Annotated in this window: 20 protein-coding genes; 13 read left to right on the top strand and 7 right to left on the bottom strand. The window is 39.0% G+C overall.

Annotated features, from left to right (window positions below):
• Positions 1–70: 70 nt before the first annotated feature.
• Positions 71–313 (top strand): hypothetical protein, encoded by a 243-nt coding sequence (locus ACZ5B7_RS09120; RefSeq protein ID WP_213116480.1) that lies wholly within the window; start codon positions 71–73, stop codon positions 311–313.
• Between the two features lie 82 nt (positions 314–395).
• On the opposite strand, the gene ACZ5B7_RS09125 is transcribed toward ACZ5B7_RS09120, so the two are convergent.
• On the bottom strand, positions 396–830 hold the full coding sequence (locus ACZ5B7_RS09125; protein WP_213141312.1) for a DUF1885 family protein: 435 nt from the start codon (positions 828–830) through the stop codon (positions 396–398).
• Between the two features lie 285 nt (positions 831–1,115).
• Between ACZ5B7_RS09125 and ACZ5B7_RS09130 the strand changes: the two genes are divergently transcribed.
• A complete protein-coding gene (locus ACZ5B7_RS09130; protein WP_213116478.1) occupies positions 1,116–1,241 on the top strand; it encodes a GapA-binding peptide SR1P in 126 nt (41 codons plus the stop codon).
• Positions 1,242–1,298: 57 nt separating this feature from the next.
• Here ACZ5B7_RS09130 and ACZ5B7_RS09135 read toward each other — a convergent pair whose 3' ends face one another.
• Positions 1,299–2,771, bottom strand: coding sequence for an aminotransferase class I/II-fold pyridoxal phosphate-dependent enzyme (locus ACZ5B7_RS09135; RefSeq protein ID WP_464493512.1), 1,473 nt, complete (start codon positions 2,769–2,771; stop codon positions 1,299–1,301).
• 206 nt (positions 2,772–2,977) lie between these two features.
• Here ACZ5B7_RS09135 and ACZ5B7_RS09140 point away from each other — a divergent pair, with 206 nt between their 5' ends.
• The gene (locus ACZ5B7_RS09140) at positions 2,978–3,937 is read left to right on the top strand and encodes an NAD(P)H-dependent flavin oxidoreductase (RefSeq protein WP_464493513.1); all 960 of its coding nucleotides are present in this window, start codon (positions 2,978–2,980) and stop codon (positions 3,935–3,937) included.
• Between the two features lie 34 nt (positions 3,938–3,971).
• A complete protein-coding gene (locus ACZ5B7_RS09145) occupies positions 3,972–4,244 on the top strand; it encodes a UPF0223 family protein (protein WP_423801599.1) in 273 nt (90 codons plus the stop codon).
• 29 nt (positions 4,245–4,273) lie between these two features.
• Here the strand turns inward: ACZ5B7_RS09145 and ACZ5B7_RS09150 are convergent, their stop codons facing one another.
• Entirely contained in the window at positions 4,274–4,906 is a 633-nt protein-coding gene (locus ACZ5B7_RS09150) for a YktB family protein (protein ID WP_464493514.1), read from the bottom strand.
• A gap of 167 nt (positions 4,907–5,073) precedes the next feature.
• Here ACZ5B7_RS09150 and ACZ5B7_RS09155 point away from each other — a divergent pair, with 167 nt between their 5' ends.
• Positions 5,074–5,268, top strand: coding sequence for a hypothetical protein (locus ACZ5B7_RS09155; protein ID WP_213140884.1), 195 nt, complete (start codon positions 5,074–5,076; stop codon positions 5,266–5,268).
• Between the two features lie 278 nt (positions 5,269–5,546).
• Positions 5,547–6,344 carry an inositol monophosphatase family protein gene (locus ACZ5B7_RS09160; RefSeq protein WP_423801601.1) on the top strand — a complete coding sequence of 266 codons (798 nt, stop codon included), beginning with the start codon at positions 5,547–5,549 and terminating at the stop codon, positions 6,342–6,344.
• Positions 6,345–6,454: 110 nt separating this feature from the next.
• Here the strand turns inward: ACZ5B7_RS09160 and ACZ5B7_RS09165 are convergent, their stop codons facing one another.
• Complete coding sequence (locus tag ACZ5B7_RS09165) at positions 6,455–6,640, bottom strand: YlaF family protein (protein WP_423801602.1); 186 nt, start codon at positions 6,638–6,640, stop codon at positions 6,455–6,457.
• A 145-nt stretch (positions 6,641–6,785) separates the two neighbouring features.
• Here ACZ5B7_RS09165 and typA point away from each other — a divergent pair, with 145 nt between their 5' ends.
• The 3 genes from typA to ACZ5B7_RS09180 are packed head-to-tail and all read left to right on the top strand — an operon-like array spanning position 6,786 to position 9,255.
• Positions 6,786–8,624, top strand: a complete 1,839-nt coding sequence (gene typA, locus ACZ5B7_RS09170) for a translational GTPase TypA (protein WP_423801603.1) — start codon at positions 6,786–6,788, stop codon at positions 8,622–8,624.
• A gap of 19 nt (positions 8,625–8,643) precedes the next feature.
• Positions 8,644–8,949 carry a YlaH-like family protein gene (locus ACZ5B7_RS09175; RefSeq protein WP_213116469.1) on the top strand — a complete coding sequence of 102 codons (306 nt, stop codon included), beginning with the start codon at positions 8,644–8,646 and terminating at the stop codon, positions 8,947–8,949.
• A gap of 12 nt (positions 8,950–8,961) precedes the next feature.
• Positions 8,962–9,255, top strand: coding sequence for a hypothetical protein (locus ACZ5B7_RS09180; protein WP_423801604.1), 294 nt, complete (start codon positions 8,962–8,964; stop codon positions 9,253–9,255).
• A gap of 31 nt (positions 9,256–9,286) precedes the next feature.
• Here ACZ5B7_RS09180 and ACZ5B7_RS09185 read toward each other — a convergent pair whose 3' ends face one another.
• On the bottom strand, positions 9,287–9,487 hold the full coding sequence (locus ACZ5B7_RS09185; protein ID WP_213116467.1) for a YlaI family protein: 201 nt from the start codon (positions 9,485–9,487) through the stop codon (positions 9,287–9,289).
• Positions 9,488–9,645: 158 nt separating this feature from the next.
• On the opposite strand from ACZ5B7_RS09185, the gene ACZ5B7_RS09190 reads away from it, so the two are divergent.
• The gene (locus ACZ5B7_RS09190; RefSeq protein WP_213116466.1) at positions 9,646–10,101 is read left to right on the top strand and encodes a pyridoxamine 5'-phosphate oxidase family protein; all 456 of its coding nucleotides are present in this window, start codon (positions 9,646–9,648) and stop codon (positions 10,099–10,101) included.
• 20 nt (positions 10,102–10,121) lie between these two features.
• On the opposite strand, the gene ACZ5B7_RS09195 is transcribed toward ACZ5B7_RS09190, so the two are convergent.
• Positions 10,122–10,712: a YhcN/YlaJ family sporulation lipoprotein gene (locus ACZ5B7_RS09195; protein ID WP_423801605.1), complete on the bottom strand. Its 591-nt coding sequence runs from the start codon at positions 10,710–10,712 to the stop codon at positions 10,122–10,124.
• A gap of 208 nt (positions 10,713–10,920) precedes the next feature.
• On the opposite strand from ACZ5B7_RS09195, the gene ACZ5B7_RS09200 reads away from it, so the two are divergent.
• Complete coding sequence (locus ACZ5B7_RS09200) at positions 10,921–12,249, top strand: PhoH family protein (protein WP_213140877.1); 1,329 nt, start codon at positions 10,921–10,923, stop codon at positions 12,247–12,249.
• Between the two features lie 25 nt (positions 12,250–12,274).
• On the opposite strand, the gene ACZ5B7_RS09205 is transcribed toward ACZ5B7_RS09200, so the two are convergent.
• The gene (locus ACZ5B7_RS09205) at positions 12,275–12,772 is read right to left on the bottom strand and encodes a peptidyl-prolyl cis-trans isomerase (RefSeq protein WP_464493515.1); all 498 of its coding nucleotides are present in this window, start codon (positions 12,770–12,772) and stop codon (positions 12,275–12,277) included.
• 166 nt (positions 12,773–12,938) lie between these two features.
• Here ACZ5B7_RS09205 and ACZ5B7_RS09210 point away from each other — a divergent pair, with 166 nt between their 5' ends.
• Positions 12,939–13,220 carry an Fpa/YlaN family protein gene (locus tag ACZ5B7_RS09210; protein ID WP_213141311.1) on the top strand — a complete coding sequence of 94 codons (282 nt, stop codon included), beginning with the start codon at positions 12,939–12,941 and terminating at the stop codon, positions 13,218–13,220.
• Between the two features lie 192 nt (positions 13,221–13,412).
• Positions 13,413–14,615, top strand: a complete 1,203-nt coding sequence (locus tag ACZ5B7_RS09215) for an FtsW/RodA/SpoVE family cell cycle protein (RefSeq protein ID WP_464493516.1) — start codon at positions 13,413–13,415, stop codon at positions 14,613–14,615.
• The last annotated feature ends 56 nt before the right edge of the window (positions 14,616–14,671 follow it).

A 14,671-nucleotide genomic window follows, 5' to 3' on the forward strand; every position in this document is an offset into this window, starting at 1 on the left:
AAATTTTACAAATAATTTGCTGTTCCTATAATATAATTATTTTAATAAATGTAACTGCGTGGTGACAAAGATGAGGGTTTATATCGTCATGATGCTGCAATTTATTATATGGAGTGGCTATACATTAATCGAATGGCTGTCAAAACACGATCAGCTTCTATTCAAAGTTATTATGTTTTTCGTCTTTTTTTATTTGGCTTTCATTATTGGCAACAAAATCACCAATTCTTTCCGCAAAACACTTTTTATTACCACATTAAGCCTAGTGGTCTATACATCAATCCATTACACCATGGCACGTTATATACATTAAAAAAAGCTCCTTTTAGGAGCTTGGATTGTCAAAAAACATTCAATAGCTTTTCAACAAGTCTGTTGAAGCTCCCTTTGGGAGCTTATTTTCTTGGGTAAAAGTACATAATTCTTTCGTTAAAGAGGTGCAATTCCCCTTGAAGCTTTTTGGCTAGGAATTTGCAAAATTCATTTGCTTTTCCTTTATCTCCGTATGTAGATTGTTCCGGCAAGGTAACCTGAATATATGTCTGCTCATATTCCCCGCCTTCTTCTGTTTTGACAGTTTCTTTATCAACACCTATTAAAATGGCAAAGTAACGTTCATGGTCAGAATGTAAATAAAACCAGTTTCCTTTTCCTTCAGCTGTTTCTTTTATCTCATAAGGTAGTGCTGCATCCTCAAATTGCCAATTCAGCTGATCGCCAGTTTTGCTTGTAATGTCTTTATAGTAGTGAAATAAATCCTTTACTTCTTCGATTGTAATCGTTTGCTTCGCTGATGAAGGCACGAGCTTTATATATGCATTTAAAGCCATCATTATCCCCCTTATATACCTGTAATATCACCTCTTTTATTCTAGCATTGAATAAAAAATAATGACAACTTAAATAGGTATATTTATAAACTTTTCTTTATTTGTACAGTTTGAAGCTAAAATGTTTGTTATTGGGACAATTTTAACTCCTATTTAAATTATTATTTTTTAAATGTGACATACAATTAGGCTTGAAATTTTTAATGTGATATATTATTATGATTTCAAGGATAGTAAATCGCTTTCAATTTAGTGATAATTCCACAAAAAAGGGGACTAATAAGCATGGGTACTATTGTATGCCAAACTTGTAATTCAACAATTGATCATTTTGAAGATGAAAAAGTAACGGTTCTCTATTCAAAATGCGGCTGCTGCTGCGAAAGCCATGGGGAAAAAGAAGTGAAATAAATATAATTTACTTAAAAATAAACAGGATTCCATTAGGAATCCTGTATTTTTTATTTACTATTGAATTGCCTTATATTCTTTAATAACCCGGATTGTTTTCAGTTCATCGTCCTCCGGTCCTTGAACAGGCAGTCCGGCCTCCAAGTTTTTCTTTATATAGTGGAGGTTTTCTTTCGTAATAATCTCACCAGGAATAAAAATTGGGATTCCTGGAGGATACACCATAATGAATTCAGCAATTATTCTGCCCTCAGATTTCTCCAGGGCTACTACTTCCGTTTCAGAGTAAAACGCATCCCTCGGAGTTAAGGCAAGCAAAGGAATTTCCGGAAGGAGAACCTCAACAGGCTCAATCTTTTCAGAATGATTCTCATACTCTTTAGAAAGCTCCCTTAGGGCGGTTACTAAAATATCCCCTTCATTTTCCGTATCTCCTAAAGTAATGATACAGAGGATGTTGTAAAGGTCAGACATTTCCACTTCGATATTGTGCTTTTCCCGGAGCCATTTTTCTACTTCATAGCCAGTAAGCCCTAAATCTTTGACGGAAATAATCAGTTTTGTCGGGTCATAATCAAATATGGCTTTGGAATCTAAAATTTCTTCACCAGGGCAATAAAGATGTTCTATTTCGTTCACTCTTTGACGGATGGACTGCGCAAGGCGAATCGTTCTGTCAATTAATTCTTTTCCTTTCATCACCAGCTGTTTCCTGGCAACATCCAGCGAAGCCAATAATAAATAAGAAGTGGATGTTGTCGTAAGCATGCTGAGAATGGATTGAACATGTTTAACCGAAACAAGACCTTCTTTAACATTTAAGATGGAGCTTTGCGTCATCGAACCGCCAAGCTTATGGACGCTGGTTGCAGCCATATCCGCACCTGCCTGCATGGCTGATATTGGAAGGTCTTCATGGAAATGAATATGGACTCCATGGGCCTCGTCTACAAGGACAGGCACTTCGTAAGAGTGGGCAATTTCCACGATTCTTTTTAAGTCGGCGGATACTCCAAAGTAAGTAGGGTTAATGACTAATACTCCTTTGGCATCAGGGTGCTGTTCAAGTGCTTTTTCCACTGATTCCGGTGTAATACCATGGGAAATCCCCAGCTCCATGTCAATTTCCGGATGGATAAATACAGGAATTGCGCCTGAAAAGACAATGGCCGACATGACTGATTTATGGACATTTCGTGGCACAATGATTTTATCTCCAGGGCCGCAAACTGCCATAACCATTGTCATAATGGCTCCGCTGGTACCTTGGACTGAAAAGAAAGTATGGTCGGCGCCAAAAGCTTCTGCCGCCAATTCCTGGGCCTGCTTAATCATTCCTTTAGGTGAATGGAGGTCATCAAGCGGTCCAATATTGATTAAGTCAATGGAAAGAGCATTCTCACCAATGAACTCTCGGAATTCCGGATCCATACCGGCTCCTTTTTTATGTCCAGGTATATGAAATTGAATTGGATTTCTATTGGCATGTGCTAATAAACCGCTAAAGAGCGGTGTTTGATTTTGGGACAATTTATACACACCTCTTATTAAGATCTCTTATAAATAAAAATTCAAAAAAACAAATTGAATTATAGCATTAAATATGTGGTCTGCATAGGAATTCTGAAAATTTTTATCCGAATGGATTTATAAAATTTAGTTTCCCAAAAGAAAAGGAAATTTACCCGTTTGAAACGAAATAACAAATAACGATTAATTAAGGAGTGATTTTTCAAATGAATTGGCAGACACGAGTAACAGAAATATTAAATATCCGCTATCCAATTATTCAAGGCGGGCTTGCGTATTTAGCTTATTCTGATTTAGCCGCAGCCGTATCCAATAGTGGCGGCCTTGGGCAAATTACGGCCATGTCCTTGGCAAGTCCTGAACTTCTTAGAGAAGAAATTAAGAAGGTTAGAGAATTAACCGATAATCCTTTTGGAGTGAACTTTGCCATCGGACAAACCGGAAGGCCTTTTGCTGACTTTTTGCAGGTAGCTATTGATGAAGAGGTACCTGTTATTTCTATGACTGGCGGAAATCCGGCTCCTATTTTTGAACAATTAAAGGGTACATCCATTAAAAAGCTTGTCCTTGTTGCTGCAAGAAGGCAGGCAGTGAAGGCGGAGGAACTTGGCGCTGATGCTGTAATGGTAGTTGGGCAGGAAGGAGGAGGGCATCTCGGCCGTGATGATCTAGGTACTATGGTGTTAATTCCTCAGGTTGTCGATTCAGTGTCAATACCGGTTATTGCTTCGGGCGGAATAGGTGATGGCAGAGGGCTAATGGCCGCACTCAGTTTAGGTGCTGAAGGAATAGAGATGGGTACTCGTTTTATTGCCACTAAGGAATGTGTTCATGCTAATGATGTGTATAAAAATGCATTGATTGAAGGCACTGAAACTGATACAGTGGTGATTAAGCGCTCGCTCGGCGCACCAGCAAGAGCAATTGCGAACACATGGACAGATAGAATTCTTGAAATTGAAAAGAATCATGGCGGTTATGAAGAGCTTAAGGATTTTATTAGTGGAAAAGCTAATCAACAGTACATTTATAATGGTGAAGTTGATAAAGGCTTCGCTTGGGCGGGCCAGGTCATGGGACTCATTAAAGACGTACCATCTACTGCCGAGCTTTTTGATCGGATTATCCTTGAAGCTGAACAAATTCGCCGGAAGTGGAAAGAATAAGAAACAATATAAAAGAGAGTCAGCAGGTGATCACATGGAATATCAGTATCCAATAGACTACAGATGGTCGACAGAGGAAATTGTTGATGTCGTTCATTTCTTTGAAGCCATTGAAAAAGCGTATGAGTCCGGAATTGAACGCGACCAGCTGATGTCCGTCTACCGGAGATTTAAGGAAATTGTCCCAAGTAAAGCAGAGGAAAAGACCGTTTGCGGTGAATTTGAAGAAATCAGCGGATATTCATCCTATCGGGCCATTAAAAAAGCAAAAGAAGCTTCTTCTGGTGAGAGGATTATGATGAAATAAACAAAGGAGACATTAGCTGTCTCCTTTGTTTATTTCAAATTACAAGCAATTTTATATATTGGTGCAACCTTTAGGAATACATTTTCGATTTCATTTATCAAGCCTTCAGAGCCAAGCGCGATGGCAGCTTCTCTATCTATCGTATAGCCACACAATAGTTCTGCTTTTTTTACTGTTTGTAAGCGGTCGATTAGCCCTTTCAATTCTTCCTTTGACATTTCCCTGTGTGAGAAAGTATCAGGCTTCGTATGATCAGCAGACCACGCAAATTCTTTTGGTATTTCTTTATATATCTTGGTCAATTTTTTTGACAGACGCTCTGCGATTACTTCCTTCTGTGGAGCTTCATAAATAACCGCAAACCAAATAAATAAATGGGTATGCCATAAGCCGATTTGAAAATGAGGCAGCATTTTATAGCCGCGCGGATTATTGGCGAAAGCCACCCAGGTATCCTTTGGCGGATTAACTGTCCGCCTTGCATGTTTGGCAATATGAACAAACATTTCATCACCAGTTAATACATTCAAGGCTGGGGCGAAATGATGGCCCAATTGCTCTAATTTAGGACGAATGGAGGTTTTTAAGGCTTCCATTCTATTCTCCAATCCCTCGACTAAAAACACATTAAAATCTTCTTCGGTAAATCCTTTAAAATCCATCCCTATACCTCCTATAAGCCACTCCCAAAACATTGTAGCATAATGCCTTTACAGACATGAAATGAACAGCATCTGGGTTAAAGCACATATTTGTTCCAACATTTCAAAATGCCTCATATTATACAGTAAAAAATAAACCGAAATGAATCCTAGGGGGAGGAGAAAAGGTGAAGCAGTTGATGAATACATCACTTAAAAAAGTTGGCGAAAAGCAAAAAGCAGCGGTTCTAAGATTGGAAATGGACTATGAATTAGCAGTTTTATTTGAAGCGATTGAAGAAAAAGACGAGAAAAAAATCAAAGAATGCAAACAGAAGCTTGAAAGAATCCGTTTGGAATTAATGCGGCTAAAAGCTTTATAAAAATAAATTTGTATTAATAATTTAAGGGGATACAAAATAGAATGAAACGAAAAGTTTTCATAATCTAAACGAACTCCAATGTGGACGGGGGAGTTCGTTTATTATTGTGTTTGGGAAAAAGTTAATAAAAGTAAAAAAAGGAATAAAGGATAAAGGCGCTAAAAGTTGATGATTGGCTTATCTTTGATTAAGCTATAGATACATGAAATTTTTTCCGTATCTCATACTACATACATCGAAAGCTCACAAGAAATAAAGATAAATTGGAGTGAAGAAGGATGAATTGGGAAAGTCTTTATTCCCAGGCAAAACAATGGGTAAACGAAGCAGGAGAGAGTATTCGGAAATCCTTTAATCAGCGCTTAAGTATCCAAACCAAATCAAATGCCAATGATTTGGTAACAAATATCGATAAAGAAACAGAACAATTTTTTATCAAAAAAATAAAAGAGGCTTACCCCCATCATAAAATCATGGGAGAAGAAGGGTTCGGAGATAAATTGGACAGCCTTGAGGGAATCGTCTGGATGATTGATCCAATCGATGGAACGATGAACTTTATTCATCAGCAAAGGAATTTTGCGATTTCTATTGGGGTCTATGAAGACGGTGTTGGCAAAATTGGGTTAGTTTATGATGTGGTTCATGATGAATTGTACCATGCTTTTTCCGGCAAGGGAGCCTATCTGAATGAAACTCCGATTGCGAATTTAAGCGAAACTTCAGTAAAAAAGTCCATTATTGCCTTAAACGCAACATGGGTAATGAAAAATCACCGAATTGACCATAATTTGTTAATTCCATTAGTTAGGGATGCAAGAGGGACGAGATCCTATGGGTCGGCGGCTTTAGAAATGGTGTTTGTAGCTACTGGCAGAGTAGACGCATATATCTCCCTGCGTTTGTCCCCCTGGGATTATGCAGCAGGGGCCGTGATTATCAAGGAGCTTGGTGGAGTTGTCACTAATTTAAGGGGAGAGAAGCTGGATTACCTTACACAAGACTCCCTTTTTGTTGCTAAGCCGGGACTGCATCAAACGATTCTTCAAGAATATTTAAAGGGCGGAAAATGGTAAAGAAGCTGACTTAATAAGGTCAGCCTCTTTTTTTTAGCTAATAAGAAAGTATAAATTCAACAACGCCTCATGAACCGTCCTAACGGACTCGCCAATCGGCGAGTTTTCATTTATAACGTTCCGTTTTCACGCATTTTCTTTTTTGTTTTAAAACCAAGTCCCATGATAACGATAACAGCAATAATACATCCTAATATCCCTAACAGGCTTTTTTCGGCTATAGCAACACCTATTCCCATAATGCATGCTGCGGCAAGGATTGCATAAATGAGGAACGGCCATTTCACATTTTTCATGATCTTTACTCCTTTATCAAAACTTTATTTTTCATTCTACAATAAAATACTTTTAAGTTTCCACTTCTATTATGGTATAATGTTTTAGTTGTAAATGAAACTATAAATAGATTTTACCCGAAAATAGTCAGGAGATGGAACTTCTTTGAAGAAAAGAGATAATATAAGAAACATTGCAATTATTGCGCACGTTGACCACGGAAAAACCACTTTGGTGGACCAGTTATTAAAACAGGCAGGAACGTTTCGTTCAAATGAGCATGTTGATGAACGAGCCATGGATTCCAATGATTTGGAAAGAGAGCGCGGCATTACAATCCTTGCCAAAAATACTGCTATTCAATATAAAGATACAAGAATTAACATCCTGGATACTCCCGGACACGCTGACTTCGGCGGGGAAGTAGAACGGATTATGAGAATGGTCGATGGTGTTCTGCTCGTGGTGGACGCATATGAAGGCACAATGCCGCAAACAAGATTTGTGTTAAAAAAGGCGTTGGAACAAAATCTGACTCCAATCGTGGTGGTAAATAAAATCGACCGTGACTTTGCCCGTCCAGCAGAGGTTGTAGATGAAGTGATCGACTTGTTTATCGAACTGGATGCCAATGAGGAACAATTAGAATTTCCTGTCATCTATGCATCAGGCATCAATGGAACAGCAAGTTTGACTCCGGATAAACAAGATGAAAATATGCAGTCATTATACGAAGCCATTATTGAACATATTCCTTCACCAGTCGATAACAGGGAGGAACCGCTGCAATTTCAGGTAGCCCTTCTGGATTACAGTGACTATGTAGGAAGAATTGGTATTGGCCGTGTCTTCCGCGGAACGATGAAAGTGGGACAACAGGTTGCTTTAATGAAGCTTGATGGCTCAGTCAAACAGTTCAGGGTAACGAAAATATTTGGTTTCTTTGGATTAAAGCGCGAGGAAGTTCAAGAAGCGGTTGCCGGTGACTTAGTGGCTGTTTCCGGTATGGAGGATATTAATGTCGGGGAAACCGTCTGTCCAGTAGAAAATCAGGAAGCCCTGCCAGTGCTAAGGATTGATGAACCAACCCTGCAAATGACTTTTGCTGTCAATAACAGCCCATTTGCCGGCCGTGAAGGAAAATATTTAACATCCAGAAAGATTGAGGAAAGACTTCAAGCTCAATTGCAAACAGACGTCAGCTTACGTGTCGAAAATACAGACTCGCCAGATGCATGGATTGTTTCCGGACGCGGAGAACTGCACCTTTCCATCTTAATTGAAAACATGCGCCGTGAAGGATATGAGCTTCAAGTATCCAAACCAGAGGTTATTGTTAAGGAAATTGATGGAGTACGCTGTGAGCCAATCGAGAGGGTACAAATTGATGTTCCTGAGGAGCATACCGGTTCTGTCATGGAATCTCTTGGAGCTCGTAAAGGTGAAATGCTTGATATGATTAATAATGGAACAGGTCAGGTTCGGCTAATATTTAATGTTCCTGCCCGCGGCTTAATTGGCTACACAACAGAATTTTTGACGCTGACCAGAGGGTACGGAATCATCAATCATACATTTGACAGCTACCAGCCAATGGCTACGGGTCAGGTTGGCGGAAGAAGACAAGGTGTTCTAGTCTCAATGGAGTCGGGTAAAGCATCAACTTATGGTATTATGCAAGTGGAAGACCGCGGAACCATTTTTGTTGAGCCGGGAACGGAAATTTACGAAGGAATGATCGTAGGGGAACATACTCGTGAAAATGACCTGACAGTTAATATTACGAAGGTTAAGCAGGCAACAAACGTTCGCTCTGCCAATAAAGATCAGACTTCTGTTATTAAAAAGCCTCGTCTCTTGACCTTGGAGGAATCTTTGGAGTATTTAAATGACGATGAATTTTGTGAAGTGACTCCACAATCAATCCGTCTTCGTAAGAAAATTCTTGATAAAAACGAACGGGAACGTTTGGCTAAAAAGAAAAAATATGCTGAAATGAGTTAATAAAAGGAGTGCAATTTAAATGGAAGGATTCTCCCCCACTCTAAGATTTTTCATGCAGCTTACAGATGTTAAAACGGCTGTTTGGCTACAGTTTATATATATCGTGATTTTGGCTGTCGTTGTATATAAATTGGGATATGCGAAGAAGCTGCCTCTTTTAAAAAACGTGGTCATTTATACTTGTCTCGTAATTGGATGCTTAGTTTTGCTGATTCTTTCTTATGCATTGCCAGTAGCCGAAGCGTTAGCTGTATCTGCGCTAATCTTAATCATATATAAAATCCGCCTGCATCAATCGAAAAAGCAGCAGTCGGAGGCAAAGTAATGGGGGGATACGATGAATTCCGTTCAGGATGTTTTATATAATTGGCTGACAATAAAAGTAGTAAGTGATGCCCGTCCGGAAGATACGGCTGCGATAGATACCTTAAAGCATTTCGAACGAATGCTTAAGGATGAATACCATATTAGCAAAGTTGAAATTACGCGCGATGAAGTGATGTACTATGTTGCCTATCAGCAGGGGGAAGATAGTAAAAAAACACGTTTCCCACGGGAATTAATTGAAGTTATGCTGGACCAAATCAGTAGAGAACCAGAGAAATACGAAAACTTTCCTATTGCAGATTAAAAAAAGAGGCTGACCGGAAAAGTCAGCCTCTTTACCATTCATCCCTATCTGATTTTGGCCTGAGAAAACGGAAATTTCCGGTTTCCAGCCGGTCGTTCGTTTTTTTCGCTATACGTTCCTGACATGGATCGCACATATATGTATGGATTGGACGATTTCTTAAACGTTTTGCCTCTGGAGATTCGTCATCAATCGTTTCAATTTTATCACAAAGCACGCATTTAACTCTCATTATGCACCTCTTTATATTTCTTGGTTACTACTTATTATACTATAGTATCAAGGCTGTCTGTAGGGGAACGTTGTATTAGTTGAAGAAAAAAAGAGATAGTAGTAATATGGGAATATCTGTTTTAAGGCAGCATGAAGAAAAAGGAGTTGAAAATAGAAATGGTCAATCAAGTCGAACCAAAATTAATTAAACCATTATATGAGGAATTGCAAAAAGAAAGATTTGTTACGCTGGCCACCGTTGATTATGAAACAGGTGGACCAAATGTCAGCGCTATATCCTGGGTGCTTGCAAAAGATGAAAATATCATCTATTTTGCGGTTGATAACCGTTCCAGAATCATTGAAAATATAAATAAAAATAACCATGTCGTTATTAATATTATCGCAAATGAGTCTACATACTCCATCCAGGGAGAAGCTAATTTAAAAGAAGAAAGACTGAAAGACGTTCCGTTAAAACTGGCCCTTATTGAAGTGAAAATTAAGGAAGTAAGGGATGTCATGTTTTATGGCTCTAAAATTGTTCAGGAAGTCCAATATGACAAAACCTATGATAAAAATGCCGCTGAAAGATTGGACAGGCAGGTCATGGATGCAATAAGAAAAGCTTAGCCTACAGCTAAGCTTTTTTCTCATTTATGATAATTAGACTGTTTTTCCTGCTCTTTTTCAAGCTGTTTTTCTTGTTTTGCAGGGAGCTTTTTATCGGGTTCTTCCGTTGCGTTTTTCGGATTAGGGGTTATTAAATCTCCAGGTATTTCCGGCATTAACCTCCCGGCAACGTCAGCTAGCTCCTCCATAATCCCTTTGATTGGACGCCCGTTGTTTATATCCGCCTGAATTTCTTTGAGCCGCTCAGTGGTATCGGCATCTGCTACAACGATGGCATTGGCACCATACCGATCCTTTTTGAGGCTTTCTGCCACGGAATATTTTATAGTCCCCACCTGAGAACGGTCAATTTTGGCATTTACATCGATTCCAACGATTGCGTAACGCCCTATTACCACGGCAGTTGCATCATTTACATTCGGTACGCTTGTCGCCAGTTCCACCAACCGCTTTGATATTTCCTGGCCCGTTTTTCGGTCTACACTTTCTATGTAGCTATTTTTTACATTTACTAATTTATTTTGTTGATTTTTTGCCGTCTCGTTATTTTGATTCGTATTACATCCCGTTAATAATAAGAAAATGGCAGCTGTCACTAAAATCTTCTTCATAAAAAACCCTCCCAAAAGGCTAATTAAAAGACTGGGAAAATTCACATAATATTCTATTTGATATGAAGGTCCCAACTAACAATTATTGTGCGGAACACCTTCTATCTTTATTCCAATAAACATATATTTTACCAAAGTCCAACCGGCAAAATGGCATGTATAGTAATGTTACACTTTCCTTACACCAAGTAAAGCAGGAGGCGTCGCTTTGAGTAAAATATACGTGTTAGATACAAACGTCTTATTACAAGACCCGTATTCCATTTTTTCCTTTCAAGATAATGAAGTAGTTATTCCTGCAGTCGTACTTGAAGAAGTGGACTCAAAGAAAAGGTACATGGATGAAATCGGTAGAAATGCTAGGCATGTATCAAGATTAATTGATGGTCTCAGAGCCTCGGGAAAGCTTCATGAAAGAATCCCGCTTGAAAATGGAGGAACCATCAGAATTGAGCTGAATCACCGATCATTTCATGAGCTTCAGGATATTTTTGTTGAAAAAACGAATGATAATCGAATTCTTGCGGTTGCGAAGAATTTGTTTTTAGAGGAACAAACAAAGGAGAATGGAAAACCCGTTATTCTAGTCAGCAAGGATGCATTAGTAAGAGTAAAAGCGGATGCCATCGGACTATCTGCAGAGGATTTTCTAAATGACCGGGTGGTGGAAGTTGATTCTTTATATACGGGATTTCTTGAGGTCTATATCCCAAAAGACCTGTTAAACCGTTATTATGAGAAAGGAGAACTTCTACTCTCAGAAATCGCCAATTATACCTTTTATCCAAACCAATTTCTGATATTAAAGGATTCCCTCGGAAGCTCGGCCTCGGCGATTGGGATGGTTAATATAACGGCCAAGAAGGTCAAGAAGCTAGCGCTGAACCAAGAGCATGTTTGGGGAATTCATTCGCGGAATGTACAGCAAACAATGGCAATCGAATTGCTGCTGCGAAAAGATATCCCGCTAGTAACTTTAATCGGCAAAGCAGGAACAGGAAAAACCTTGCTGGCATTAGCCGCTGGACTTATGCAGACAGAGGATTTTCACGAATATAAAAAACTGCTCGTCGCCCGGCCGATTGTTCCGGTCGGCAAGGATTTAGGCTTTTTGCCAGGTGAAAAGCAGGAAAAGCTGCGGCCGTGGATGCAGCCAATTTTTGATAATTTAGAATTTCTGTTTAATACAAAAAAACCTGGGGAACTGGATGCAATCTTAGCTGGTATGGGTTCCATTGAGGTGGAGGCACTAACTTATATTCGGGGGAGGAGTCTTCCTAAGCAATTTATTATTATCGATGAAGCGCAGAATCTGACCAAGCATGAAGTGAAAACGATTATAACCAGGGTAGGAGAGGACAGTAAGATCGTTTTAATGGGGGATCCGGAGCAGATTGATCATCCATATCTTGATGCTTATAATAACGGTTTAACCTATGTCGTGGAGAAATTTAAAAATCAAGTTATTTCCGGTCATGTGAAACTATTAAAAGGGGAAAGGTCAGGATTGGCACGGCTAGCCGCGGATTTATTGTAAGTAAAAACGGGCAAAATTGCCCGTCCTATTTTACGATAAAACCTTTTACTTTCTTAATAGGATTTTGCTGGTTTGAGCCGTCGCCAAAATAAACATGAACAGGGCCATCAGCGGATAGCTGCTTGCCTTTATCTGAGAATCCCAAAATCAACTCAAAGGCCTCATTTAAGGGCAGCTCATAATTATCATCTTCTGTTTCAATTACAAGCACTGATGCGGTGCTTGCCGGCTCGGAATTTTTCAGAAATGGTTTAAACAGAATTCCGAAGGTTCCGGTTAGCATCTTTTGTTTTTCATATATGCGCTCTGTTTTTAATGTCGGAGGGAAGACGGCTCCTTCCATGATTTCACGGTCCCAGTGCTTTGACACGGCTTTAGTATATGCTTCCGTAGAATCGGTATTATCTTTTTCAGTTGAAAAATGAGTAGTTAAATCAAGCCGGCGATCATCGAAAATCCAAACACTTGGGTCAAGTGTGATTGGATATTTTACTTTACCTGTTATATTGATAATGCGTTCCATGGTCAATCCTCCTTATTTACATTATTAAGTATAGCCTTTTTCTGCTCGAAAGTCATAATTATTCAATCGAGCGGCAGCTAAGGCTTATTGTTCTTGCAATTTTTCGCTGCAAAAGGTAAAATTTATAGATAAGTTGAATATTCGCTCTGAAATGGGGGGATCAATGTTGGCGTCTGAAATGATCGTGAATCACCAGGAAAAAGCTTTTGCCTTATTGCAGGCAGACGCTGAAAAAATATTAAAGCTTATCAAAGTGCAAATGGACAATCTCACGATGCCTCAATGCCCTCTTTATGAAGAGGTGTTGGATACCCAAATGTTTGGCCTATCTAGAGAAATAGACTTTGCGGTAAGATTGGGCTTAATAGATAGCAAGGATGGGAAAGCGATTTTAGATCAATTGGAACGAGAACTATCTGCGCTTCACGATGCATCCATAAAAAAATAACACAAAAGGACTCAAACAATGCTTGCGATTGTTTGAGTTTTTTGTTATATATAGAGTTAATATTTTTTACCTCACTTTTCTGAATTTTCTCTATTAAAATCTTGTAACAAATAATTGTTTCCTCAAGTCATAACATGAAATTTCGATTATAATAGAATGGTATAAACCTAAATTGAAAATGAGGATGTAAGCATGGTAAAGAAAATATTAAAATCATATGATTATTCTCTAATCATTGCCATTATACTTTTATGTACTTTTGGTTTAATCATGATCTATAGCTCCAGCATGGCTTGGGCCGTCCAAAGGTATGATGTGCCAAGTGATTATTTTTATCAAAAGCAAAAAATGTGGCTGCTATTGTTTGCTTTGATCTTCCTTTTTACCGCTATCATTCCGTATAAAATTATGAAGTTTACGCAAGTAATGGTATTTATTGTTTTGACCTCCCTTATCACTTTATTGGGACTTTTCGTATTTGGTACTGTCGCAGGCGGTGCACAAAGCTGGTATCAGATTGGTGGTTTTAAATTTCAGCCTTCTGAATTTGTGAAACTGGCAATTATCATTTATTTGGCAGCTGTTTATTCGAAAAAGCAGGATTATATCAATCAATTTAACAAAGGGGTACTACCTCCAATTTTCTTTCTTTTTATAGTTTGTGTATTAATTGCTCTTCAGCCTGATTACGGCACAGCGAGCATCATTGCCCTCATTGCCGGCATGATCATTTTTAGTTCTGGAATGAATTATAAAACGATCGGGAAACTGCTTGTGATGGCTTTAATCATTATCCTGCCTCTTTTTATTGCGGCTAAGGGATTCATCTTTTCGAAAGAACGGCTCGAACGTTTCTCAGTCTTGGGCGATCCGTTTGCTGATGCCCAAAACGCTGGCTTTCACCTAGCAAATTCCTTTATTGCGATAGGACAGGGCGGAGTAAATGGTTTGGGCCTAGGTAAAAGTATTCAAAAGCTGGGCTATTTGCCGGAATCTCATACTGACTTTATTATGGCGGTAATTGCCGAGGAATTAGGAATCTGGGGTGTAGGCTTTGTCATTCTGCTGCTGGCTTATATTGTTTTGCGTGGGATTTATATCGGCTTGCAATGTAAGGACCCCTTCGGCAGTCTCCTTGCGATTGGGATTTCAAGTATGATTGGGATTCAAACATTTATCAATCTTGGCGGGATCTCTGGGGTTATTCCGTTAACAGGTGTTCCGCTGCCGTTCATCAGCTATGGAGGTTCCTCCTTGTTAATGCTGGCTGCGGCAATGGGAATCCTTGTGAACGTTTCTATGTTTGTTAAATATGAGAAAAAATATAAAACCAAAAAACAAACAGTGGATACTAAAGTGCAAAGCGGTAATGGAAAAGTTATTTATATGAAATAAAAATGAGGGGGCTGATTATCAGCCTCCCGCATTTTTAAAAATACATAGATTGAGGT

It is taken from the genome of Neobacillus sp. S1115 (genome assembly GCF_055385565.1).